General features: G+C 46.2%; 16 protein-coding genes and 2 tRNA genes. 9 read left to right on the top strand and 9 right to left on the bottom strand.

The genetic code is table 11. The annotated features are described in order from the left end of the window. Positions 1 to 803: 803 nt before the first annotated feature. Complete coding sequence (patX, locus tag QUB08_RS07025; protein ID WP_190663642.1) at positions 804 to 1,031, bottom strand: heterocyst-inhibiting protein PatX; 228 nt, start codon at positions 1,029 to 1,031, stop codon at positions 804 to 806. A 98-nt stretch (positions 1,032 to 1,129) separates the two neighbouring features. Then, positions 1,130 to 2,932: an FAD-dependent oxidoreductase gene (locus QUB08_RS07020; protein ID WP_333224078.1), complete on the bottom strand. Its 1,803-nt coding sequence runs from the start codon at positions 2,930 to 2,932 to the stop codon at positions 1,130 to 1,132. A 343-nt stretch (positions 2,933 to 3,275) separates the two neighbouring features. Here QUB08_RS07020 and cysC point away from each other — a divergent pair, with 343 nt between their 5' ends. The 7 genes from cysC (at position 3,276) to QUB08_RS06985 (ending at position 12,449) form a co-directional block, all read left to right on the top strand. Next, positions 3,276 to 3,800: an adenylyl-sulfate kinase gene (gene cysC / locus QUB08_RS07015; RefSeq protein WP_333224077.1), complete on the top strand. Its 525-nt coding sequence runs from the start codon at positions 3,276 to 3,278 to the stop codon at positions 3,798 to 3,800. A 37-nt stretch (positions 3,801 to 3,837) separates the two neighbouring features. Beyond that, complete coding sequence (locus QUB08_RS07010) at positions 3,838 to 5,565, top strand: SLBB domain-containing protein (RefSeq protein WP_333224076.1); 1,728 nt, start codon at positions 3,838 to 3,840, stop codon at positions 5,563 to 5,565. Positions 5,566 to 5,708: 143 nt separating this feature from the next. Next, positions 5,709 to 8,033: a polysaccharide biosynthesis tyrosine autokinase gene (locus tag QUB08_RS07005; RefSeq protein ID WP_333224075.1), complete on the top strand. Its 2,325-nt coding sequence runs from the start codon at positions 5,709 to 5,711 to the stop codon at positions 8,031 to 8,033. Positions 8,034 to 8,589: 556 nt separating this feature from the next. Then, positions 8,590 to 9,957: an NAD-dependent succinate-semialdehyde dehydrogenase gene (locus tag QUB08_RS07000; RefSeq protein WP_333224074.1), complete on the top strand. Its 1,368-nt coding sequence runs from the start codon at positions 8,590 to 8,592 to the stop codon at positions 9,955 to 9,957. A 143-nt stretch (positions 9,958 to 10,100) separates the two neighbouring features. Continuing rightward, positions 10,101 to 11,738, top strand: coding sequence for an acetolactate synthase large subunit (locus QUB08_RS06995; protein WP_333224073.1), 1,638 nt, complete (start codon positions 10,101 to 10,103; stop codon positions 11,736 to 11,738). A 155-nt stretch (positions 11,739 to 11,893) separates the two neighbouring features. Further along, positions 11,894 to 12,232: a DUF6972 family protein gene (locus tag QUB08_RS06990; protein ID WP_333224072.1), complete on the top strand. Its 339-nt coding sequence runs from the start codon at positions 11,894 to 11,896 to the stop codon at positions 12,230 to 12,232. After that, positions 12,222 to 12,449, top strand: a complete 228-nt coding sequence (locus QUB08_RS06985) for a hypothetical protein (protein ID WP_445242018.1) — start codon at positions 12,222 to 12,224, stop codon at positions 12,447 to 12,449. Before QUB08_RS06990 ends, QUB08_RS06985 begins: the two co-directional genes overlap by 11 nt. A gap of 636 nt (positions 12,450 to 13,085) precedes the next feature. Here QUB08_RS06985 and QUB08_RS06980 read toward each other — a convergent pair. From QUB08_RS06980 to murA, 7 genes are all read right to left on the bottom strand, one after another. After that, on the bottom strand, positions 13,086 to 13,961 hold the full coding sequence (locus QUB08_RS06980) for an EamA family transporter (RefSeq protein ID WP_333224070.1): 876 nt from the start codon (positions 13,959 to 13,961) through the stop codon (positions 13,086 to 13,088). Positions 13,962 to 14,003: 42 nt separating this feature from the next. Then, the gene (locus QUB08_RS06975; RefSeq protein WP_333224069.1) at positions 14,004 to 14,204 is read right to left on the bottom strand and encodes a hypothetical protein; all 201 of its coding nucleotides are present in this window, start codon (positions 14,202 to 14,204) and stop codon (positions 14,004 to 14,006) included. Between the two features lie 24 nt (positions 14,205 to 14,228). Further along, entirely contained in the window at positions 14,229 to 17,594 is a 3,366-nt protein-coding gene (locus QUB08_RS06970) for a hypothetical protein (RefSeq protein ID WP_333224068.1), read from the bottom strand. Between the two features lie 197 nt (positions 17,595 to 17,791). Beyond that, positions 17,792 to 17,873: transfer RNA gene (locus QUB08_RS06965), tRNA-Leu, on the bottom strand. 208 nt (positions 17,874 to 18,081) lie between these two features. Then, positions 18,082 to 18,163: transfer RNA gene (locus tag QUB08_RS06960), tRNA-Leu, on the bottom strand. Next, positions 18,142 to 19,011: a M48 family metallopeptidase gene (locus QUB08_RS06955; protein WP_333224067.1), complete on the bottom strand. Its 870-nt coding sequence runs from the start codon at positions 19,009 to 19,011 to the stop codon at positions 18,142 to 18,144. Before QUB08_RS06955 ends, QUB08_RS06960 begins: the two co-directional genes overlap by 22 nt. Before the next feature lie 94 nt (positions 19,012 to 19,105). Continuing rightward, positions 19,106 to 20,524 carry a UDP-N-acetylglucosamine 1-carboxyvinyltransferase gene (gene murA, locus QUB08_RS06950; RefSeq protein ID WP_333224066.1) on the bottom strand — a complete coding sequence of 473 codons (1,419 nt, stop codon included), beginning with the start codon at positions 20,522 to 20,524 and terminating at the stop codon, positions 19,106 to 19,108. 365 nt (positions 20,525 to 20,889) lie between these two features. Here murA and smc point away from each other — a divergent pair, with 365 nt between their 5' ends. Together smc and QUB08_RS06940 are read left to right on the top strand one after the other, a co-directional pair. Beyond that, complete coding sequence (gene smc, locus QUB08_RS06945) at positions 20,890 to 24,780, top strand: chromosome segregation protein SMC (protein WP_333224065.1); 3,891 nt, start codon at positions 20,890 to 20,892, stop codon at positions 24,778 to 24,780. A 68-nt stretch (positions 24,781 to 24,848) separates the two neighbouring features. Continuing rightward, on the top strand, positions 24,849 to 25,865 hold the full coding sequence (locus tag QUB08_RS06940) for a PRC-barrel domain-containing protein (RefSeq protein ID WP_333224064.1): 1,017 nt from the start codon (positions 24,849 to 24,851) through the stop codon (positions 25,863 to 25,865). Positions 25,866 to 26,144 lie beyond the last annotated feature (279 nt).

Raw genomic sequence — 26,144 nt, 5'->3', positions numbered from 1 at the left:
GTATTCGTCTCAGTATCTATTTAGAGATACGACATTTACCCAGGCTGATCAGGATGAATTTCCCTGAAATTATCAAACTAGAGAATTAGGAATCAGGAATCAGAAGGAAGAAGAAGGAAGAAGAATAAGGAAGAAGAATAAGGAAGAAGAAGAAAGAATCAGGCTTAAGTTAAGCTATCGCGCCTTTAAATTGTCTCCTAAAATCCTTGTATAAAAAGCGGAAAATTATCTTTCCCTCTCCCTTTCTCACCCTCTCCCCCTCCCGAAGCAACAGACACTTTAGATGCGTAGCATCTCATCTATGAGAGCAGTCAATCGATTTGAGATTTGAGATTTGAGATTTGAGATTTGAGATTTGAGATTAAAGAATTGAAGCATTGACTTGCGCGAGATTAATTCGGGGGCGGCTTTATCGGATACAGGTTTTTTATTTCTGGGTCCTGAGTCTGCTTTCGGAATGAATCACGTGGCGGGTATCCTGGATGCTTGATTGTCAGAAGTTGAGGTAAAATGGAATAACTAAAATCTCTGGCTTCAATAATAAAAAAATTCCTAATTGCACTACCCAGAAGGTTGCAATAATATACAAAACCGCCAAATAGGAGATTCAATCTCTCGATAGATGGCGGTTTAAGGTTTATATGCTATCATCACTCACATAAAAGAAGATCCTAATGACTGTAAACAAGAAATGCAGTTGCCTTGGAAACCTGAAAAACTATCATCCCAGGAAATCAGATTGAGCGCTCGACACGGGCTGCAGAAACTAACTCAATAACGGAAATCGCTTTCGTCCAATGTCATTAAAATGCTTGTAGTTGATGAGTGTAAAGATTAGGCTCAATGAACTCTCGGCGTCCGCTGCCTCTTTCTGGAGAACGATCGCCCCTTTGTTCGGTTTGGGCGGATAAAATGTATGAAGCGGTGGCAACTTCGAGCAGTCCGACGAGGGATTCAAAGGCTCGAACGACAGTGGCGCTCAAAGTAACGCCCAAAAGACTGTGTAAAGCAATTGGTGTGTAAGTTTGCATGGGGTTAGTATCCGTGTCATTGTCTATTAACTGATACGGACTCTCCCCGATCGATCAGGATAAATTTCTGTGAATTTTTCGGATCTATGCAAAAAACCCTACCTCTTCAATTCTACTGAGCCCGCCAGCAGCCAAGCACCTGCCGAATTCAGCCTGCCCCATACAGTCAGAGGCTTTTCGGTTTCGCAATTGTGTAAAAATCTGTCGGTTTCCGAATCCAAAGTCACGAGTTGCCAAGTTTGACCGACTAAGGATGCAGGGCTTGTCAGCGTTAGTGTCCAGTCTTGTTCGCCGAGGCGACGGAAAATGCCAGAAAACTGGCTGTGGGTATTTGCTGTTTGACTGCTTGGTTTTTCTACTGACTCCTGACATTCGCCGCTGGCGGGATATGCTTGGGGTCGATCGAGATAATAGCGTTGCCAATCCAGCCAGTCCGATCGCCCCCGTGTCAAATTAAATAAAGGAATAACCGCCACACTCGCCTCGGAATCTTGCAGCAAAGCTTCCTGCAACACTCTCACCGGCAAATCCCGTGGCTGACATCCAGATTCCGCGCACAAAGCCGCCGCCATCCCCGCCGCCTGTCCAATATTCATTACCGTCGGTTGCAAGCGAGTTGCACCGTTGGCGATGTGAGAGACGGAAATATTTTTTTCGCAGACTAGCAAACCGTCTGTACTCGCAGGAATTAGCGCGGTGTAAGGAATGGTAAACGGAGTTCCCGTCCAGCGGCCGCCCCAGCGGATCGATTTTGGCTGCAAGGGAATGTCGCCACTGGTGTAGTGGTGATCATTGGCATAGTTCCCGATCGCAATTGTTTCACAAATGCCCTCAGAATTTATCGGCAACTTCGCGACTCTGCCACCGACAATAGGTAAAATATCTTGTTCTCTGAGTGTACTTATCCCTCGCAAGCGCCGACTTTCTCGGTAGTAAGGATGTAAGGCGAAAGAACCAAGAAGGGAGGAATTTTGTTGATTTTCGATCGCTGAAATCGGGAAAATATTCTCTGCTAAGCCGTAGCGAGGGCCGAGTTGCGTTTGAATGAAACGGGCGAAACTTTGAGTGTGCCACAGACTTTCTTGCAGGAATTCTTGTCGAGATGCTTCAGATGCAATTAGTCGATCGACCCCTTCACCATAATCATTACCTCGAATCGGCCAATTAATCATCAACAATCCCCCCGGAAGCCTGCCGTAATTGAGAAATTGTTCGGGAGTGTAACCGTCCCAAGCACCGATAAATCGATCGGGATTGTCAATAGGCGGCGCGGGAATTTCTGGCCTGGCTGCACCTTTACCAAAATCCTGCATGATTGCCACCCAAGTCGGAGCTTGCACCGAATAGCTCTCTGTGAGAGCATTAGCGGCAGCCGGCGCGCTGGGTTCTCCCCACTCGGCTTGGAATTCCCAACCCCAGCGGTGTCCAACTTGCGCTAAAGCCAGCACATCTCCCAATTCCGTTGCATCTAAAGTGATTTTGGCCGAAACCGTAAAATCTGCAAACTGAACGCCAGAAATGCGATCTCCTTCATACAGCACATCGTGAGCTTTTTGTCCACAAATCCACTGTAAGTTCGGCAAACATTTAACCCAATCAGCAAAAATTTCAGCACCGATGCGGGGATCGTAAGTAAAAAAACTGACCCAGCCCCAATCCAAACCTCCCGGCTGTCGCTGCTGGAGTTCCCGCAAAAACGAGCCCCACAAACCAGTTTGAAAAGCTGCTAATTCATTGCCATCAGGGGCAGAAACGCCAGCCGAAGTCAGCATTCCTCCCAGCCAGGGGAAGTCGCTTACTAAAATAGTTTTGGCACCTCGGCGGGCTGCTTGCACAGCAGCAGCGGTGCCGCCAGTACCGCCACCGACTACCAAAACATCTGCTTTTAAGACCGAAGACATGGGCAATACCATTTTAGATTTTAGATTTTAGATTTTAGATTTTAGATTGCGAAAGGCTCAGTCAGGTGATCAGTGCGCTACGGATAGATGTTCGGCGTTGGCGATCGCCCATTGAATGTAAGGGTACACAGGCGGCGCACCCTACAGATTTTAAAATTACCTCTTTCTCCTCTTCCCTCTACCTCTGCGTCCTCTGCGTCCTCTGCGGTAAAAAAAAAAATTAGTTATTGTGAAAGTCAGATCGCATCTCAAATCAAAAAGAATCAGAAAATGGGGAACCGGGACACTAAAGTCATACGTCGCGTAATTTCCCCACTACTCACTACTAACCAAGCAATTGAAAATGGAAAAAGGTTTTATTTTGTGGTTCACCGGGCTGAGCGGTTCCGGCAAGACAACTATCACCAAAGCTCTCGAACCTGAATTGAAGGCAAGAGGTTGCAAAGTGGAAATATTGGATGGAGATGTCGTTCGCACCAACTTGTCAAAAGGTTTGGGATTTAGCCAAGAAGACAGAGATACTAATATTCGGCGGATTGGATTTGTAGCTCACCTACTGAGCCGCAATGGAGTAGCCGTAATGACCGCAGCTATTAGCCCCTACAGAGCAATTCGCGACGAAATTAGAGCAATGGAGCCCAATTTTGTTGAAGTATATATCACAGCCCCGTTAGAAGTGTGCGAAGGTCGCGATGTCAAGGGGCTATACGCTAAGGCGAGAGCAGGAGAAATTAAGGGTTTTACGGGAATTGACGATCCTTATGAAGAACCGCTTAATCCTGAGATTATTTGTTACACAGAGCGAGAAAGTGTGGAAGAGAGTGTTAAAAAAGTTCTGACTAAGTTAGAACAGTTGGGTTACATTTGATGTTGGCGGGGTTGGATGAGGATAGGGGCAAAAAGCGATGGTGGTTAAAAGTTCTTCGCACGGCGTGCAACTTGAGAAAAAATCTCATCCTTGTGTCCCCTTTGCGGAGAGGGAGGGTGAAGAATTTCTCCCATTTCCTGCAAGAAGAGGGGCTCAGGGAGACATTTCCAGCAAAAGCTGCAAGCTAAGTTATTGGGCAAGCAATGCTGTCAAAAGTTTAATGATTCAAAGTTTAACAGTGTCAGTGCTGGCGGCGGTGGGTTCATCTCCTGCGGCGGCCCAGTTGATGCCTCCTCCTCCTCCTCCTCCTGATGCGGGTTCTCCTGTTCCTGTACCAGTACCGGCAGTGCCGGGATTGCCGGGATTGCCGGCAACTGAACCTTCAAGTGTACGATCGGAAGTTTACACTTTAGGCGCGGGCGATCGTATTCAACTGGACATCTTCAACGTCCCGGAATACAGCGGCCCCAACGGTCAACACCAAGTACAGGCAGACGGTTCCCTGAGTTTGCCGTTAATTGGCAGCGTTTCGGTGTACGGGATGACCCTAGAACAAGCTTCTAATGCTGTTAAAGACAAATACGGCAAATACCTTAAACGTCCTTGGATTACCCTGAAACTGCTGGCGCCGCGTCCTTTGCAAATTGCGATCGCGGGCGAAATCAACCGCCCCGGAGCCTATACAATATCCTCAGCAGCAGGCCCCGGAGGCACAGCAGAGCAAATGGGAACTCAAATGCCAACGATATCGCGGGCTCTGCGAATGGCAGGCGGAATTACCCAGTCAGCAGACGTGCGGCAAATCAAAATCCGCCGCCCCCAGCGCAACGCACCGGAACAAATTATTAGTGTGGATTTGTGGGAATTATTGCAAAACGGCGATTTGCGGGCCGATATGACTTTGCGCGACGGCGATACTATATTTATTCCCACTGTAACTAGCCTCAACCGCCAAGAAGCACCGACTTTAGCAGTAGCTAACATTACCGGACAAAGCACTCAACCAATTAATATTGCTGTGGTGGGCGAAGTAACTCGCCCCGGTACTTATACTTTGACAAAAGAGGCTCAAAGTAGGGTACAAGAGAATGAAATGGGTGAAAATTCTGGTTTGTTTGCTGTCAGCGAAACCAACGGCGGGGAAAATGTTTTGCAGCAAACTGTAACGAGGGCAATTAAAATGGCGGGCGGCATTACGCCGGTAGCTGATATCAGACAAATACAAGTTCGTCGCCTGACGCGGGCGGGTACAGAACAAATTATTAATGTAAATTTGTGGCAACTTTTGGAAGGGGGAGATGTATCCCAAGATTTAGCGCTACAACAGGGAGATACAGTAATCGTCCCCAAAGCCGAAAACCTCGATGAAAACCAAGACGAACAAGTTGCTAATTCTAATTTTTCACCCGATACGATTAAGGTCAACATTGTGGGAGAAGTCGTGAAACCGGGAGCGATTGCTGTGCTGCCCAACACTACTTTAAATCAAGCGCTGGTAGCAGCGGGAGGTTTTAATAAAGCGCGGGCCGAAATGGATTCGGTGGATTTAATTCGCCTCAATCCTAACGGCACAGTTTCCCAGCTAACTGTTAAGGTTAATTTTTCTGCAACTGCCAATGAAGAAACTAATCCCAAACTGCAAAATAATGATGTAATTATGGTAAGGCGATCGGGTCGCGCTACGTTTTCGGATAATGTAGGCGGGACTCTCGCTCCTCTCAGCCCGCTGTTAGGAATATTTCGGTTATTCGATATTTTTCGGTGATTTGAAGAGACTGGCATTAAGACCTCAGAAACCCGCTTTATAAAAAAAATTGCGGTTGGGTAATGAAATATCGAGGAATCAGCCGATTGCCGGAAAATCCGCCACCAATACAGACGTTTAAACTAATAAGTTGTAGAAATCCAATGAAACCAGGGAAACAATCTCAAGTATCACTGTTTAATCATAAAAAAGCCGCTAATCTGCAAAAACTGTCTTCTGGGCTTTATGAAGAAGATCAATTTTTAGGCAGAAACAAAACCGAGGCAGAAGAGTTGAGTTTTTGGGAAGTTTGCCGCAGTCGCTCCATCTTAGTCATCGGGGTAGCAGCGGCAGTGACTACCGGAGTTTTCGCCTGGACACTGAATCAAAAAAGCGAGTACGAAGGGCGCTTTCAATTATTAGTAGAACCAGCGGTTACGCAAAATACTTTAGCCAAGATATACTCCGGTGAGCTGAAACTGCAACCAGCCGCCCCCGCGACGACCGACAAGGCAGGTTTTGACTACGAATCCCAAATTCAAGTTTTGCAAAGCCCGCAAGTAATGTCGCCGATTATTAAACAGTTGCAGGCTAAGTATCCTGAAATAAATTACAACTACCTCTTGAACCAAAAAGCAGATAATTTGCCGTTTTCTCAGGAAACTAGGCTGTCAATTAATCGCTTCAAAAATACCAAGATTATCGAAGTTAGATATCGGGATTACGATCCGAAAAAAATTCAGTTTGTTTTGGAAAAAGTTGCGCTAGGCTACCGCAACTACAGCGTGCAAGATACCACAACTCAAATTAGTCAGACTCTGGATTTTGTGAAATCGCAAATTCCCAACCAGCGCAAGCGCCAACAAGCTCTGCAAACAGAAATTCAAAAGTTGCGACAGCAGTACAATTTCATCGATCCGCAAATTCAAACCCAACAACTCGCGCTGCAAATCAGTGAACTTCAAACGCAAAGATTGGAAGCGCAAACGCAGCTAAATCAGCAGAGATTTCTCTATTCCAATCTGCAAAATCAGCTCGGATTAAACCAGAAGCAAGCGCTGATGGCATCGGCTCTGAGTCAAGCTCCCCGTTATCAAGGGATGCTGACTCAATTGCAACAATTAGAAGGGCAAATTGCGATTAACTCGGCTACGTTTACAGACGAAACTCCGCAAATGCAATTGTTGCGAGAACAGCGCAAGAACCTGATTCCTTTGTTGAAGAAAGAAGCCCAACAGGTTCTGGGAACTGATTTGGCTAAGGTAAATTCGCAAGTGCTGACTTTTCAAGATCCGGTGCGGATTAAGTTAATCGAGCAGTTTATCGGTACTGCTAATTTAATTCAGGTGCTGGGCGTGCGGAATCAAGTTTTGGAACAAGCTGCTAAGCAGTTGAATCAATACTCTCAAAAATTCCCGGTGATTTTGCGGCGCTATTCCGATTTGCAGCGCGAGTTGGATTTGACTAACAATACGCTGAATGGTTTGCTGGCAAAACAGCAAGCTTTGCAGCTTGAAGCTGTGGGCAAAAAAGAGGTGGCTTGGGAAGTTATTGCTAAGCCGGAAATTCCGCGTTACAAAAATGGCGAGTTGATGGCTGTTGCTCCGATTATGCCTTTGAATTTGGCTTTGGGGGGATTGGCTGGTATGCTGTTTGGTATGCTGGCGGCGCAGTTGGCGGAACGGTTTAAAAATAAAACGGTGTTCCAAACTCCAGAGGATGTCAAACAGTCGATTCGCCTGCCTTTGTTGGGGGTAATTCCTGCTAGCGATAAAATTTTGAGACTTCCTCCTGCTGAGACAAGCCCGGTGGATGTGGCAATTTCGCCGATGCCGACGGATGCTTTTCAAGAAGCTTTTCGATCGCTCAATGCGAATATTCGCTTACTAAACGTTGATACTCCGATCAATTCTTGTGTAATTACTTCTTGTCAAGTAGGTGACGGCAAGTCTACGGTAGCAGTAAATCTGGCGCGGGCGGCGGCTGCAATGGGCCAGCAAGTGCTGTTGGTGGATGGGGATTTGCGGCGCCCGCAGGTACACGAAATGCTGGGTTTACCGAATTGGCAAGGCTTGCACAATGTGATTGCTGATGATGTGGATGTGCAACAGGTGATTGTGCGATCGCCCCGTGATGAAAATTTGTTTGTGTTAACTTCCGGCCCGGTTCCTCTCGATCCTACAAAGGTGCTTTCTTCCCGAAAAATGCAGCATTTAATGGCAGCTTTGTCAAGTCATTTTGACTTAGTTATTTACGATACTGCGCCGCTTTTAGGTTTGGCGGATGCGAATTTGTTGGCGGCTCACACTAACGGATTGATGCTGGTAGTAGGGCTGCATCAAACTGAGCGGGAGGCGCTGGTGTTGGCTTTTGAAGATTTGAAAATGGCGGGGATTCCGCTGTTGGGAATGGTGGCGAATAACGATAAAGGCAGCAGGTATTACTATCAGTCTTACGTGCAGGATTACGTCCAGGAACAGTCTGTTTGAGGGAGGGGAATTGAGAAATGTTTAGCTAATTATCGTAGGGTGCGTCGCTGCGAGATTTTCGCTCTTTTTTTGGGATTTTTGATGGCGACGCACCTTATGCCTAATTCTTGCAAGGTGCGTCGCTGCGAGATTTTCGCTTTTTTTGAGGATTTTTGATGGCGACGCACCCTAGGGTTTTTGTGGTTGAGAATGCAAGGCGGGCGGGACACCCGACAAGATATTTCATCCATCTTGCACCATTCATTGTGAATAAAGCTTTCAGGGGCGGGCGGGACGCCCCACAAGAACATTTAACTTTTGTGGAACAGGCCGTCCAGCCTGTTCTGGAGATTTGTACGTGATTTCAGAAAGACAAATTTTCTTAAGATTTGCGATCGAGACTCTGAACTATAATTAAAAGTAGAGAAATTTAAACAAATCCCGGCACTTGCAACTTGGCAAGACCTGAAAGAAAACGTGGCAGGTAAATTCCTATTTTGTAATATCTTGATACAACTCCCTGCCTAGGCTGATAGCTAGCAGGGAGTTTTGTGTTTTTCACACAGGAGATGAAACAATGGCTATTGCTACTATCAACCCGGCAACGGGAGAAATGCTGAAAACTTTCGAGCCGATCGCGGATGAGGTAATAGAAGCTAAGCTGGAATTAGCACAGCAAGCTTTTAACAAATACCACCACCTGCCGTTTGAACAGAGAGCTCTGTGGATGCAGAAAGCTGCAGACATCTTGGAGCGCGATCGCGAAATTTACGCTGAAATGATGACCCTGGAAATGGGCAAAACGCTCAAATCTGCGATCGGCGAAGTGGAAAAATGCGCCTTAGTTTGTCGGTATTACGCCAAAAATGCCGCTCAATTTATGGCAGACGTACCGGCAACCACTGACGCTAGCAGCAGCTTTGTCCGCTACCAACCGCTGGGCCCTATTTTAGCCGTTATGCCGTGGAATTTCCCATTTTGGCAAGTTTTTCGGTTTGCGGCGCCAGCACTGATGGCGGGCAATGTGGGCTTGCTTAAACACGCTTCCAACGTGCCTCAGTGCGCTTTGAAAATCGAAGAAATTTTCAGGGAAGCTGGCTTTCCCGAAGGAGTTTTTCAAACTTTGTTAGTCGGCGCCGACAAAGTAGCCGATATCGTTGGGGACGATCGTATAAAAGCAGCAACTCTCACCGGTAGCGAACCAGCGGGTGAAAGTTTGGCAGCAAATGCGGGCAAAAATTTGAAAAAAGTAGTGCTGGAATTGGGAGGAAGCGACCCATTTATTGTGATGTCGAGCGCCGATGTAGCAGCAGCTTTATCAACTGCTGTGACATCCCGGATGCTCAATAACGGTCAATCTTGTATCGCCGCCAAACGCTTTATTTTAGCAGAAGAGATTGCCGACGAATTCATCACAGGATTTGTCGAAAAATTCGAGCAATTAAAAGTAGGCGATCCGATGTTGCCCGAAACCGATATCGGCCCTTTAGCTACTCCCGCAATCCTCAAAGATTTGGACAATCAAGTGCAAACTTGCATCCAATCGGGAGCAAAACTTCTGACAGGTGGCCGCCCATTGTCAGAGAATGCCGGCAATTTCTACTTGCCAACTATTCTGACAGATATTCCGCCGAATGCCTCTGCCCGTCAAGAAGAATTTTTCGGGCCCGTAGCTTTAGTATTCCGAGTTGCAGACATCGAGGAGGCGATCGAACTCGCAAATAGCACATCTTTTGGCTTGGGTGCGTCAGCTTGGACTACAGTAAACTCAGAGAGCGATCGATTTATTTCCGAACTAGAGGCGGGCGCGGTATTCATCAACGGTTTAGTAAAATCCGACCCTAGATTGCCCTTCGGCGGTATCAAACGCTCCGGTTACGGACGCGAATTGAGCATCCAAGGAATGCACGAATTTGTTAACATAAAAACAGTGTGGGTGAAATAAGCTCCCACTCTATCAACCGATCGCACAAATCTACATAAGTCTGCGTTTATCTGCGTTTACCTGCGGTTAAAAATTCCCATATAGTATTTTTGCGATCGGTTGAAAAAGACAAAAAAAACCATTAACCGAGGAGAAAAACGGAAATGAACACAGCTCAACTATTGGTAAAATGTTTAGAAAATGAAGGCGTCGAATACGTCTTCGGACTTCCCGGAGAAGAAAATTTAGAAGTTCTAGAAGCCCTGAGAAACTCTTCAATTAAATTTATTACTACTCGCCACGAACAAGGCGCCGCATTCATGGCAGACGTTTACGGTCGTCTCACCGGCAAAGCCGGCGTTTGCTTGTCCACCTTGGGCCCTGGCGCAACTAACTTAATGACAGGAGTTGCTGACGCCAACTTAGACGGCGCTCCTTTAATAGCAATTACCGGACAAGTCGGCACAGACAGAATGCACATAGAATCGCACCAATATTTAGATTTGGTCGCCATGTTTGCGCCAGTTACTAAGTGGAATGCTCAAATTGTTCGCCCCAGCACGACGGCCGAAATTGTCCGCAAAGCTTTTAAAGTAGCTCAAAGTGAAAAGCCGGGAGCAGTTCACATTGACTTACCTGAAAACATCGCAGCAATGCCTGCTGAAGGACAGCCGCTAACAAAAGACAACCGCGAAAAAACTTTTGGCGCTTACCAAAGCTTGAATAAAGCCGCTGTGGCAATTTCCAAGGCAAAAAGTCCTCTGCTTTTAGTAGGAAACGGCGCGATCCGCGCTAACGCCAGCGATGCTTTGACACAATTTGCTACTCGATTGAATATTCCTGTAGCTAATACTTTCATGGGCAAAGGTGTAATTCCTTACACTCATCCTTTGGCGCTTTGGACGACGGGCTTGCAAAAACGCGATTACATTAGCTGTGCTTTTGAAGAAACGGATTTAGTGATTGCTGTTGGCTACGATTTGATTGAATATTCCCCGAAGAAGTGGAATCCTGAAGGAAAAATTCCGATTATTCATATTGGAGCTCTGCCAGCAGAAATTGACAGCAGTTATATTCCTCTTATAGAAGTTGTGGGGGATATTTCTGATTCTCTCAATGAAATTTTGCAGCGTGCCGATCGCATGGAGAAAGTAGACCCTTTTGCTAAGCAATTGCGGGCGGATATTCGCGCTGGGTACGAACAATATGCAGCCGACGACGGTTTCCCGATCAAGCCACAAAAACTCATTTACGATTTGCGGCAAATCCTGGGCCCGGAAGATATTCTTATATCTGATGTGGGAGCTCACAAAATGTGGATCGCGCGGCACTATCATTGCGATCGCCCGAATACCTGTTTGATTTCCAACGGCTTTGCGGCGATGGGAATTGCGATTCCGGGTGCGGTAGCTGCAAAACTCGTTTATCCCGATCGCAAAGTAATAGCAGCCACCGGCGACGGCGGTTTTATGATGAATTGCCAAGAGTTAGAAACTGCTTTGCGAGTCGGTACTAATTTTGTGACGCTGATATTTAATGACGGCGGTTACGGGTTAATTGAATGGAAGCAGCAAGATTATTTTGGTCATTCAGATTTCGTCAAGTTTGGCAATCCAGATTTTGTGAAATTTGCCGAAAGTATGGGTTTAAAAGGCTATCGAGTGGAATCTGCAACGGATTTAATTCCGATTCTGAAAGAAGCCCTGGCTCAAGATGTCCCTTGCGTGATTGACTGTCCGGTAGACTATCGGGAAAATGCGCGTTTCAGTCAATTATCTGGCGATATGAGTTGCAATTTGTAAGAGTAGCCCGCAATCAGGAAACGGCACTGCCGTTTCCTCCATCGCCGTGTTGTTGATGATTATATCCGATCGCCCTTAAATCGCGCTTTTTGACAAGTTGGGACGTAAGGGCGATCGCATGATTTAATCATACTTGTATGCTCAGTAATTAATTAATGAGTGGAATTAATCGCCAAATCACTCTTGACAGCAGGCACATTGCTAAACACTTGCCAGACACGCCACAAATGAGAAGACTGCTTAATAAAGGACGTGCTGCTCATATTTTTAACGATGAGGCTACTATGAATCAGGTAGCTCAAGCCATAATAGAAGATGGAGAATTTACAGGTACGATTCGGGGCTACGATCGTTATGGTATGTTTTTTGCTGAATCAATTGGTTATAGAGTTGACCCGGATGGTAGCCGTCTTTTACTTTACTACGGAGACATAAAAATTGATGCAGAAAACCGATACCACGTTACGCCTCGAAGTCGATTTAGTGAAGAATAACTGGGAATTTACAGAAGTATGGATCGATCCAAATCTTTCACCGCCTTATCTGCTTTTGTTACTCAGTGACGCTGAGGGAAATTGTCGGATATACGATCCGGCTGAGGGTTATAAAGTTGTGTTTTCTAGTCAGAGTTATGATGAAGCGCAGTATTGGCTCTTAGAGGATGAGTATGAACCAGTAGAAGGGCGGCTGAGAGTGTCAGAGTTAGTTTAAATAATTCATGTTGAAGGGGCGATTCCCTACGGGATAGCTGCGCCGCGCGTGCTTTTGACAAGTTGGGATGTAAGGGGGATCGCACTTTTTCAGCTTCAACTATTCGGATTAGCTGTTCCCTGCGTGATGTACTGGATAATCACGTCAAAATCCTTACGGATTTCTGCCAATTGTTTTACCCAAGTATGAGAAGCATAAATCACTTCCTCTTCATTCTGGCGATCGGTTGCAATTTTCTTTTCAATTGCTCTGGATAGTTTGATTTTAACTTGTCCCAGTTGTTATTCTATCAGAGTTTCGAGGTCTTGGGCAATGGTAATAAACTGACTAATTATTTAACTTAAATTGATGCGTTTTTTCAGTCAATTCAGACGTAGTTGAGTTTTTGATTAGTTAAACTAATATAGCAATCCTTGCAGGAGTCGTAAATTTTTTACCCCACCCCAACTCACCCCGAACCCGAGGGGAGGGAGTAAGAAATTCACAAATGATGCGACGATTGCTATATTTGAGCATACTAAGTATGTATGAAATACCCGTTTTGGGCTACTTAAACTAATATTTAAGGACACTAACTAAGCAAGAGCCTATTTTTTGATTGTTTAGCGACACGCAACACTTCTGTCTCAAATCTAATCACTTCAAACCCAATAATAAGGCGATTCCGCCGATCGCACCAACTACCCCCACAACAGCCCGAAGGCTCACTTTTTCGCCCGCCAGCACCGCTAAAGGCAGTATAAATAGGGGACTGGTAGAACAGAGTGCTTGAGCTATTCCTGCGGGTGCATATTTCAGCGCAGTCTGTTGCAGGAAAATTCCGAGATATGTTCCTAAAAAAGCTGCTATAATTATTGCACCTAAGAGTTTTGGCGCTTTTAATTGTTTGAAACTGTCAAGGTTTTTTGGATTCAAAAAGCATAGCATGACTGCCATGCCACCGCTCAAACGCAAGGCTGCTGTCCACAGGGGATCAATATCTATTTGAGTGAAGGCAGCGCGAGATAAAATAGCTCCAATGGCGTGAGATGTTTGTCCTAATAAACTAATGGCTAATCCTTGCCACAAATGTTTTGATGATAAGGTTGTTTCTGCTGTTCGTTCTGCAATTACCCACGCTACGCCGCAGATTGTTAAAAGAATGCCAGTACAAGCAATGGGCGATAACTTTTCTTGCAAAAATATTAAGCCCAATAAAGCTGTTAAAGGTGGAGATAGGCTTTCTAAAAGCAGCGTTCGCCTCGCGCCTAAATATTTTAATACGATAAAGAAAGCGGTGTCTCCGATGCCAATTCCTAGGCCACCGCTGATCAGCAGCATTGCTAAAATATGGGGATTGAGTGCTGGTAAAGATTTGCCTAAAATTAGTGTAGTGGCAAGGAGCATGAAAAGGGCGATCGCGCCTTTGAGCAAGTTTAGCACCACTGCGGGGATTTGCTGTCCCACTCGCTGCCAGATAGTGGAAGATAGAGCCCAGACAAATGCAGCGCCTAAAGCGGCGATTTCACCCATAAAATCTGTTGACTGTTGACTGTTGACTGTTGACTGTTGTCCTTAGTTACCAATTCGCAATTCCCGATGCCCGATTCCCCATGCCATATAAATTAGGGTTCCCGGTAGCCTACCTGGAACCCTAGATTTATTAAGCTTTTTTAGCAATTGGCGGTGAAGATAAATCAATACCATCATGTCCGAATAGAGGAAGGAAGCAATTCGCTTGCAGTTTGGGATTGCTTCCTTACTTTCTTCGGACATCCAATATATACGTCTACCTACTGATTAACCTTGTGGTAATCCCGGAGATTGCGTAGGTTGAAATTGTGACCGCATATCTGTTCTTACCCAAGAACTAAAACGATCGGGACGAACGCATTCAGCATTCTCTAATTCGTCTTTGAGTCTCTTGGCGAAAGATTCAAAGATATCCCCTAAAGCCTGACGATCTGTTAAGCAGCCTTGGAGAGCAATAAGTTGTTCCAGCGTCCAATTATACAGTTGAGTGTCCCCTTGTTCAATGCGTAAATAGAACTGATTCTCAAACTGTGCAAGATTAGAGTAGAAGTTCTCAACTTCTGACTTAATCAAGTTCATATCCAGGTAGAATTGTTGCTGTTTCAATTCTGCAAAAATCGTATTTTTGAGGTTCTGCGTGAAGTTTTGGTTCAGCTCCTGATTGACGAGAGTAGAGACATCATTACGGAAGTTGAGAATCTTGTTATCCAAGCTAGTATTAATGCGATTGTCAAGATCATTGACAACATTATTAGTCACTAACTGCACGCTATTATTGCTAGATTGATTAACAATCGTACTGATGCGTTTGTCCATGTTAGCTTCAATCTGCTGAATGACCAGATTTTTAATGTTTTGGCTTTGGTCAGCAATTTTGAGATTAACTACCGCATTAATCCGCTGATCCATGTCGTGTTGAATTTGCTGAACAATTTGAGTGTTAATATCTTGAGATAGATTAGACACTTTGAGGTTCACGACATTATCGATGCGTTGATCGATGTAAGTTTGCATTTGCTGAATCACCAGATTCTTCACATTCTGGGTTTGATCAGAAATCTTGATGTTCACCACATTCTCAACACGCTGATCAATATTATGTTGGAGTTGCTGAATTACCTGATTAGTGATCTCTTGAGATTGATTCGCGATTTGGACATTAACGGAGTTACTAATGCGCTCATCAATATCAGCCGACATTTGATTAATTACCTGGGTATTAATCTCCGTAGACTGACTGGCAATTTTGATGTTAACTGCATTCTCAATCCGTTGCTCAAGTTCAGTTTGCATTTGCTGAACTACGAGGTTCTTAACTTCTTGAGTCTGATTAGACACTTTGAGATTAACGACGGACTCAACACGCTCATTGAGTTCGGTTTGCATTTGTTGCAGCACTAAGTTTTTAATCTCTAGGGTTTGTTCAGAGATTCTTAAATTCACCTGCTCACTAACAATGCGGGGGATTCGGGAAATAAATAAGTCGTTGAGATTTTTGTTGAAGTACCCCGACCAATTATGGAAATTCTGATTAAAACTAACTTCCATTTGTTGGGTAAGAGTCTTAAGCATAAACTCCAGCCGTGCTACCTTCATCCCTAAGTCTTTAGCTTGAGTTTGATAGCCTTTAAGCAGCCATTTTTCCAAATTGTCCCAATAAGCTTCTTTTTTCTCGTTCGGGTCATCTGTTACTGTGATGGAACTATTGATTTGGGCTGCCATTTGCTGCCACATTTGTTCCATCTGAGCTTGGTCAAAAGTGAACCCAAATCCACTGCCAATATTGATATTTTCAGGAACCGGACTAGTTGTACCACCAGAGCTAATTGTACCACCAGAGCTAATTGTACCACCAGAGCTAATTGTACCACCAGAGCTAGTTGTACCACCAGAGCTAGTTGTACCACCAGAGCTAGTTGTACCACCAGAGCTAGTTGTACTGCCAGAGCTACTTGTACTGCCACCACCCACTACACTAACAGTGCTTCCGCTGCTGCCCGTACCAGGTTTTACTGATGACTGTGCATATTCTTGGGCTACTTCTAGATCGCTGATGTTGTTGATTTCTAAAACAACTTGCCCTTCGTTATCTTCTATGTATGTATCAAAAAAGAAGCCGGAGAGGGTGGTTTTTTGTTTGACTTCAAAAATAACGTCATCTTTGAAGCCATTTAAGGAACACCAACTTTCGCTAAGTTCAATTCCTGTCAACTTGGAGATAAATTTTCCCCCTTGAAGCAACAGTAACGCCCAAGGTTCTAATTGGAATTTTTTGGCTTCTGCTCCATAAGTGGCATTGCTTTCCCGAATCTTGACGCGATAGTTCCCTGGGGCTAACTCGATAGAATTAGCATTGGCTTTTTTAAGAGTGGAGAGATAATTGCCATCCAGCGAATAGCAGTTTTCCTTGCTATCAACGGTTAAAGTTTGGGGGTTAAACTGTTGATTGCCAGTGATTGAAACAGTGACTTGTCCTTGATTATCACCACTATAAGTATCAAAGAATAAAGCACAGACTACAGCTTTTTCTTTGATGTCTAACTGCAATTTGTCGTTATAGCCGTTTAAAGTTGCCCAAGTTGCACCTGTCTCAACACCTGTCTTTGTGTTGATAAAGGTACTGTCATCAAGTCCATAAATCCAGAGAAAAACAAAAGGCTCAGCGACGGTATTGTCGGCACTATAACTGTAGCTACCACTGGTAATTTGGATGTCAAAAGTTCCTTTGTCTAATGTCAGAGACTTAGCAACATTTTGTTGCAAGCTATTCATCTGAGCGGTATTGATAACGTAACAGTTTTCTTTGGTATCAATCGTTAACAGTTTCATAGTTTCGTCACCGGTTGTAGTAGTTGTTGCACCTTGTGCCGTTTCAGTCTTACCTTTTGAAGTGATGGTTGCGATCACTTCTGCTGCTGGTTGATAAACCGCAATTCCTGCCCAACGACCGCTAGGCTTGGTTTGAGCCACTAATGTGCCTTTACCTGTCTTGGTATTAATGCGGATTAATTGACCGTCTTTTCCCAAATTAAAAAATCTGCCAGTAACGCCATAAAGGACATTGCCAACAAATTCCATACTGCCAATACCAGGAAATCCGGTATCACCAATAGTTTTAACTTCGCTAGTATCGAGATTGCATCTAGCAAGTAATTTCTTCTTTTGGTAGCCAATTAATGTGATATATGCTATGCCATTGCTATCAAAGGCAACTTCGCCACAGTTGTAGTCTTTATTAGCTACGGTAGCTACTGGTGTACCTTTTCCTGTTTTGATATCAAGGGCAATCAGTTGTTTAGCTGTGGTGGCATAAAGGGTTTGACGTTGGGCATTATAAGCCAAGCCGGCTGTAGCAAAGCCCGTATCCCCAATGACAGCCGTATCGCCCGTTTTGATGTCAATTTTTACAAGCTGCGTTGTGTCGCCTTCTCGATCAATGCCATAGAGTTGTGAATCAACAAAGGCAATATCATAAACTTCTGTAATGATCTCACCGATGAATGTTGCTTTACCTGTGGCTAAATCAAGAGTATACAGTTTACTTAACTGATTTGAGACACAATCTTGGATATACACTGTCCCTGGAACCATAGCTAAATCCAAAGAAGATATATTGCTTGCCTGATTACTCATCTTTTTCTGTTTTTATTACATAAAAAAGCAGATGAAAGTAATAGTGCGGTTGCTCACCAGTTATTTCAACTGAATTTGGGAAAATACTCGGCTAGCAACGACAGCCACCAGCAAGGGCGAGTTAAAGTGATGAGATATGCACTTGGAGCTACCAAGCCCACCGTTCTTTATTAATACATCACCGAGTTTTCTGGCAATGGGCGGGGAGAGAATCGAACTCTCATACCTTTCGGTGTCAGATTTTGAGTCTGATGCGTCTACCAATTTCGCCACCCGCCCTTTTTGGTGTCACCATCATAACACACAGATCGATTTCCTGCAAGCAAATATTCATAATCTTTTGAACTTGCCCAGCGATCAATCTCTCTGGCCCACAATACTGGTACAGGATGGGACAACTAAGCCGTCTGAGCTTGTTTGAGCATTTCTCCCAGTTGAGTGCTGCTCACAAAGTTCTTTATTAATACATCACCGAGTTTTCTGGTAGTGGGCGGGGAGAGAATCGAACTCTCATACCTTTCGGTGTCAGATTTTGAGTCTGATGCGTCTACCAATTTCGCCACCCGCCCTTTTTGTTGGTTTCAGCATCATAATACACCGATCGATTTTGCACAAGAGATTCATAATCTTTTGAACTTGCCCAGCGATCGATCTCTCTGGCGCGCAATACTGGTACAGGATGGGACAACTGAGCCGTCTGAGCTTGTTTGAGCATTTCTCCCAGTTGAGTGCTGCTGAGGTCGTCGTAGGCTCGCGCCTGCGCCAAAAACGCATCGACATTCAGTTTGGAAGCTAAAGTCGGCGAACCTCCGGCCAGTTTCATCAACAGTGATGCTACCACTTTTGGGTTTTGAGTGGCGAGCAAGGCGGCGCGATCGCACGTAAATTCTGCACACCGCAACCATTCCAACATTTGCGCCTGCAAACCCTGGGCCAGTACGGCTCCCACCGGCGAAATTTGGCCGGCGGCCAACACAATTAAATTAGCCAGAGTCAGGTAAACTCCGTGTTCGCACTTCAAATGCCCCAACTCGTGAGCAATTACTGCCTTAACTTCCTCATCTGTGAGCAAATCAATCAGAGAAGTGTGCATCACCACAAAAGGCTGTTTTCCCCGCATCGCAAAGGTGTAAGCATTCGGCATCGGATGCTGGCGGACATAAAGCTGCGGCGGTTCCAAATCAAGAGTTTTGCAGGCATCCAACAGTAATTGATGCAGGTGGGGCAATTGATTTTCGCCGACTTGGACGCTGGAAGCCAGATTTTCCAGCATGAAAAACTGTTCGCCAAGTTGTCCTAGCAACTGCCGCACCATCAAATCCAGGCCGGGAAGTTGTTTGAGAGTGTTGGTGGCTTCCAAGTCTAGCGGGTGGCGAAACTGGTCTGCTTTTAAACCGATGAGCGGTAGGTTCGACATTGTAGTGATTATTCATTAGTCAACAGTTAACAGTCAACCGTCAACCGTCAACAGTTAACCGTCAACAGTCAACAGTCAACGGTCAACTGACTAATTAACAGTTTAAACCCGATCGCACGGGATTGACAGGAGCCTCAGCAGTCGCCGGGTCTGTACCCTCTTTGACGCGTCGCAACTTAGCTCCCAATTTTTGCAGTTTCACCTCTAACTGCTCATAGCCGCGGTCTAAGTGCTGCAAGCTGCTGATGGTGGTGACACCATCGGCGGCAAGTCCCGCTAATACTAACGCCGCCGAAGCCCGCAAATCTGTTGCCACTACTGGCGCACCGGACAGCCGCGACACTCCGCGCACAATCGCGACATTGCCTTTAAGGCGAATGTCTGCGCCCATGCGGTTGAGTTCTGCTACGTGGCGCAAGCGATTCTCAAACACGGTTTCTTTGATCAAGCTGTCGCCTTCGCTCAGTGTCAGCAAAGCCATAAACTGAGCCTGCATATCTGTGGGGAAACCAGGGTAAGGCAGAGTTTCGATGTCTGTGGCCGAGTGAGTTTGGCCGGGAACTATCCGCAAAATGTCGGGGGATTCTGCAATAATTTTCGCCCCAATTGTCTTCAATTTGGCAATGACTGCGGTCAGGTGGTCGGGAATTACCGGCGACAAACTGATTTCGGAGTGAGTGATGGCTCCGGCTACTAAAAATGTTCCGGCTTCAATGCGATCGGGAATAATTGAATAGTCTACGGCGTGCAGCTTGGGAACTCCCGAAATGACGATCGTATTCGTGCCAGCGCCTTGAATTTTTGCTCCCATGGCGCGGCAGAAATTCGCCAAATCTGCGACTTCCGGCTCTTGAGCCGCATTTTCAATCACGGTTTCTCCTTCCGCCAGAGTCGCCGCCATCATCAAAGTTTCAGTTGCGCCGACGCTGGGGTAGTCCAAATAAATTTTGGCTCCTTTCAGGCGGCGGTTCGGCCCTTTGACGTAAGCGTGAACCGTGCCGTGGTCGATGTGGACTTCGGCGCCGAGGGCTTGCAGACCGCGAACGTGGAGTTCAACGGGTCGGGCGCCGATGGCGCACCCACCGGGCAAGGGGACTTTAGCAAATCCCAAACGCGCTAGCAGTGGCCCGATGATGAAGAAGCTCGCCCGCAGTTGGCTGACTAATTCGTAGGGGGCTTGAGCGTCTATGAGGTTGCTGGCGTTGATGTCTAAAACGTCGCCGTTCTGCTGTAAGTTGACTCCTACAGCCGAGAGAATTTGCCCCATGCGGGCGACATCGACTAGACCGGGAACGTTGCGGAGACGGCAATCCTCTGGGCATAGCAGGGATCCTGCCATGACTACTAAGGCCGAGTTTTTGGCGCCGCTGATTTTGACGTGTCCTTTAAGAGGCTGGCGACCCCAAATTTGCAATACTTGTTGGTCGCTTTCAGGTGAAGCTGGCAGGTTAGATGAGTTCTGAGCTGGTGTAATGGGTTTGCCCTCCATAATTCGCTTCGTTACTTTATACATTATTAATTTTGGTTCGATTTTACCGGAAAGTTTTTATATGTCTAGGGGGAACATGAGGAATTCCCACAATTATATTTGCTGGAATTCACTAGGGGCAAGGCTTTCAGGTTTAATTGCACAAATAATTTCGATCGAGTCTCATGGAGTTATCTGTATCAAAATTTACGTTCATTTGTAGCGGTAGCTCTGGTCGCAGATGTTGTACTTTTGTCAACTATCTTTTGAAGTAAAAGCTGACTTTGTTGTTGAGAAAGGTGTAAGATATCGGTTCGATCGACAATGCCAGAAAGTTAACACATTGTCGATCGCCCCATTGCCTGTGCTACCCTGTGACAACAACCTAGAGCCAAAGCTACTCCTAGCACATGGTTCACATTAAACGGATCGAACTGACTAACTTTAAATCTTTTGGCGGCACGACGGCCATTCCCGTGCTGCCCGGTTTTACTGTGGTTTCCGGGCCCAACGGTTCTGGGAAGTCCAACATCCTCGACGCTTTGCTGTTTTGTCTCGGACTTTCGAGTTCTAAGGGAATGCGGGCTGAACGTTTGCCGGATTTGGTGAACAGCGCCCAAAACAAACGCGGTACGATCGAAGCTAGCGTGACTGCGACTTTTGCCCTGGAAGATGTGGGAGAGGAATGGTTCGCCCGCGATGAAGATGAGGATGAAAATGCAGCAGATGAGTTATCTGTTGAAGCAGAGGAAGTCGAAGGGATAAAAATTACCGAAACTCAAGACAACAACGGCCAATCATCTTCTGTCAATCAAGAATCGCCTCTATCTGTTGCAGAAGCCGAAGGGATAAAAATTACCGAAACTCAAGACAACAACGGCCAATCACCTGCTGTCAATCGAAAATCCAAAATCCAAAATCCAAAATCGGATGAGTTATCTGTTGAAGACGTAGAAGAGATAGAAATCGCAGCAACTCAAGACAACAACGGGCAACTACTCGCTACTAATAAAAAATCCAAAATCCAAAATCCAAAACCGGATGAGTGGAGTGTAACCCGCAAACTTCGGGTAACTCGCCAAGGTACTTACACTTCAACTTATTACATTAACGGCCAACCTTGCACGCTGACTCAACTTCACGAACAACTCAACCGTTTGCGAATTTATCCCGAAGGCTATAACGTCGTCCTACAAGGAGACGTTACCAGCATTATTTCGATGAATTCTAAGGAACGCAGAGAAATCATTGACGAATTGGCTGGGGTGGCTCAGTTCGATCGCAAAATCTCTTTAGCTAGGCAAAAGTTGGATGAAGTTAAGGATGTGGAAGAACGCAGCCGAATTGTGGAAAAAGAGCTGATTTCTCAGCGGGATAGACTTGCTTCCGATCGCACAAAAGCGGAAAAATATCAAAAATTGCGGGCGGAATTTCAAGAAAAGTCGCAGTGGGAAATTGTGCTGAAATTCCGGCAATTACAGCAACAAGAATGGAAACTGCGAGAACAAATCGAAACGGGCGATCGCACTTCTGCATCTCTCACCGAACAACTGCAAACAATTAGCACCCAAATTCAAGAAGCAACGGCCGAACTTGATGCGCTGAATGCCCGCGTTAAAGCTTTGGGAGAGTCGGAATTGTTGGCTTTGCAAGCCACGATTGCGACTCAGGAAGCGGAACGGCGACAACTGCAAAACCGCAAACAGGATTTGGAAACAACTGCTGGGCAACTGGCTGCTAATATAGCACAAACCGAGTCAGAAGTTCGGCAATTTCGGCAAAGTTTGGAGCAAATTGAGATTGAAATATCTTATGTTAAGTCTCAAACAGGAAGTTTGCAGGAACAGCGGGACGCAGCCCAGAAAAGTTTAGATGAAAGTCGAGAAGTTGCAAGTGCGATCGCCTCGACGGCCGAAGTTTGGGTACAGCAGCAAACGGAACTGCACCGCCAAATCGAAACAATTCAACAAACTTTGGAACCGCAGCGTACAGAACAAGCTACTATCGGAGAAAGAGCCGATCGCCTGGAAAGCCAAATTCAAGAACAAAACCAATCGCTGCAAGTATTGGAACAGGAAATTACAGCGAAAAAAGAGCAGCAATCTCGCCTTGTGGAAACCAAAGGCATTACTTCTTTGCAAGTAGAATCGCTAAATCAGATTTTAGTCGAAGCCGAACAAGAATTGCAACTGCAACAGGAAACTCAAACTCGTTTGTTGGAAGAACAGCGGGAAAGACAGCGCAAATTAGACAAGCTAGAAGTGCAGTTTCAAGCACTGCAAGAAGCGACCGGAACGTTTACGGCAAAAATTGTCGCGCAAAGCGGAATTGGCGGAGTTTGCGGCTTGGTGGCTCAACTCGGCAGGGTAGAACCACGCTATCAATTAGCCCTGGAAATTGCGGCGGGCGGGCGCATGGGAAATATGGTGGTGGAAGATGACAGCGTGGCTGCTGCTGCGATCGAATTGTTGAAACAAAAACGGGCGGGAAGGATGACGTTTTTGCCTTTGAATAAGATTAGGGGCGGCAGGTATTCGGTGAATGAAAATTTGCGGCGCGCGGCTGGGTTTGTGGATGCGGCTGTGAATTTGATTGATTGCGATTCGCGGTATCAGGAAATTTTTGCTTACGTTTTTGGCAGTACGGTTGTGTTTAGCAACCTCAGTGATGCCCGCCGCTATTTGGGACAGTACCGAATTGTCACTTTGGACGGGGAAATTTTGGAAACCAGCGGGGCGATGACTGGGGGAAGTTCTACTAATAGATCTACCTTACATTTTGGCACGGTTGAGGCTAGTGAGGCTGCTAGTGAAGCGCGGACGATCGCGTCTTTGCAAGAAAGGTTGGAGGAAATTGAGCGGATTTTGGAACGGTGCAAAATTGCGATCGATCGCGCTTCTGTTGCAGTAAAAACTCGCAGCCAAGAATTGATGGAAGCGAAACAGAATTTGCGCGAAAATCAGTTGCGCTTGGAACAGTTGGATTCAGAAATTAAGAATTTGCAAGCGCAACAGGAACAAGTGCGATCGCAAATTGCGAAAAATACACAGGAATTAACTAATTCGCGATCGAGATTGCAGTTGCTGGAACGAGAATTGCCCGCACAAGAAACTCAATTGCAGCAGTACCGGCAAACTTTGGCGCAGTTGGAAGAGTCAAACAGTCACAGCGAATGGCAGCAAATGCAATCGGGTTTGCGCGCTCTGGAAGCGCAACTGCAAGAGCGAGAATTGGCTCTGAGAAACGTCCAGCAACGCCTTGTAGACTTGGAAAATCAATTCGGGCGTTTGGAAGACAAAATTAAGGAAGGCAGCGAGAAATTGCAGGAATGGCAAGTGCAGCAAAACGCGGGGGCGGATGCACTCGATCGCATTGTTTCGCAGCAGTTAGAACTCGATGGACAAATTGCCACAGCTAAGGCGGCTTTGGGGGAAATTGAGGAAAAATTGGGCGTGCAGAAGGGAGATCGCGATCGGGCGGAATCTCAACTGCGAGAACAGCATTTAGCCAAACAGCAGTTACAATGGCAGTTGCAAAAACTCCACGAAACCCAGCAAGAACGCCGGGAACAATTGGCCGCAATCCGCACTCTATTGGAAACGCAGCGGGCGGAAATGCCCGACCCCGTGCCGTCGATTCCTGAAAATGTCGAGAAAGCCAATTTGACGGAATTGCAGCAGGAAGTAAAGGCGATCGCCAAACGCATTCAAGCTTTAGAACCTGTCAATATGCTAGCCTTGGAAGAGTACAACCGCACTCAAGAACGCCTTCAAGAATTGAGTCAAAAATTGACGACATTGGAAGGAGAACGCACTGAACTGCTGTTGAGAATCGAAAATTTTACCACACTCAGGCGGCGCGCTTTTAAGGAAGCTTTCGACGCAGTTAACGAGAACTTCCAGACTATCTTTGCGGAACTTTCCGAAGGCGATGGCTATCTCCAGCTAGATGACCAGGAAGACCCCTTCAGCAGTGGCTTGAATTTGGTGGCTCACCCGAAGGGCAAACCCGTACAGCGGCTGGCTTCCATGTCTGGAGGCGAAAAGTCGTTGACGGCGCTGAGTTTTATTTTTGCGCTGCAACGCTACCGCCCGTCTACGTTTTACGCTTTTGATGAAGTGGATATGTTTCTGGATGGGGCAAATGTGGAGCGATTAGCTAGAATGATAAAACGACAGTCTGAACAAGCCCAGTTTATTGTTGTGAGTTTGCGGCGACCTATGATTCAATCGGCTGAGCGTACAATTGGCGTTACTCAAGCGCGGGGAGCTTATACTCAAGTCATAGGACTGAAGTTGTAGTCCCGGAGTTTCTGTTAACGCTCGTGTTGAGTGATATATGTACTTAATAAATCAGGATTAAAGTTAGAATGACATCCGAACAAATCTGCCAACGCTCCGACATTCTAGGCACTCAGGTCATCACCCGCGACAGAGGTAAACGCTTGGGGGTGGTTAGTCAATTGTGGGTGGACATCGATCGGCGGGAAGTTGTGGCGATCGGTCTGCGTGATAATATATTTGCGGTCGCTGGAATGCCGAGGTTTATGTTCCTCAGCAATGTCAGCGAAATCGGCGACGTGCTGTTGGTGGAAGATGAGAGCGCGATCGAAGATGATGTTGATGTTGAAGTCTACAGCATTTTGATTAACAGCGAAGTTATTACCGAAACCGGCGAACTTTTAGGTAGGGTGCGGGGCTTTAGGTTCGACCCCGAAGACGGTAAGTTAGTTTCTATAATTATCGCTTCCCTGGGAATCCCCCAAATCCCCGACCAAGTTCTCAGCACTTACGAGTTGGGGATTGAAGAAATTGTCAGCAGCGGCCCGAATCGCTTGATTGTGTTTGAAGGTTCCGAGGAAAGGCTCAGGCAGCTTAGTGTGGGTTTGCTGGAGCGCGTCGGTTTGGGCCAAGCACCTTGGGAACGAGAAGAGGACGAGGCAGGTTATTATCCGAAACCCGTGGCTACGGGAAATCAATTGGGCCCGGGCGTGCGGATACCCGCACCGGAAATGCGGAGCAGGGTAGCTGCGCCTGCGGTGGAGGAAGTTCCTTGGGATGAGGATTTAGAGTGGAATCGCTCTGCGGTTCGCCAGCCGCCGATGCGCGCGGTGCAGGTACAGCAGCAGCCCATCGACGATTACGAGGATTACGAAGAGGATAATTGGGGCGGCGAGGAGGACGATTACGAGGAGGAGTACGAGGAAAAGCCACAATACACTCGCGCCGAGTTTTCTCGCCCGAAGCAGCCGGTGGTGGAGTACGAGGATGATGTGGAGGCTGATGCTTGGGCTGACGATGAGGCACCGAAGCCTTACCAGGCTCCTCGGGTGAATATCCCTGAGAAAACTAAGACTCCTGAGTACGAGGAGGAGGCTGGTTATTAGAAATTAATCAATTAGCTCAAACCAATATTTTGCACTCTTCTTAAGAACGGGCAAGATGCCCGTTCCACAATCAAGTTTATTTTTTGTGGAACGGGCTTCTAGCCCGTTGCTGATATTGGTGCAAGATGTGAGTTTAAACTCAGATGTGGCACTATTCTCGCTTAACAGGCTTTCGGGCCTGTTCCACAAAAAGTAGATTTTCTTGTGGAACGGGCTTCTAGCCCGTTGCTGATATTGGTGCAAGATGTGAGTTTAAACTCAGATGTGGCACTATTCTCG

The sequence above is a fragment of the Microcoleus sp. BR0-C5 genome, assembly GCF_036705045.1.
In the GTDB taxonomy this organism is placed as follows: domain Bacteria; phylum Cyanobacteriota; class Cyanobacteriia; order Cyanobacteriales; family Microcoleaceae; genus Microcoleus.
Note: the sequence above shows the minus strand (reverse complement) of the source record. Positions and strands in the feature narration are given on the sequence as shown.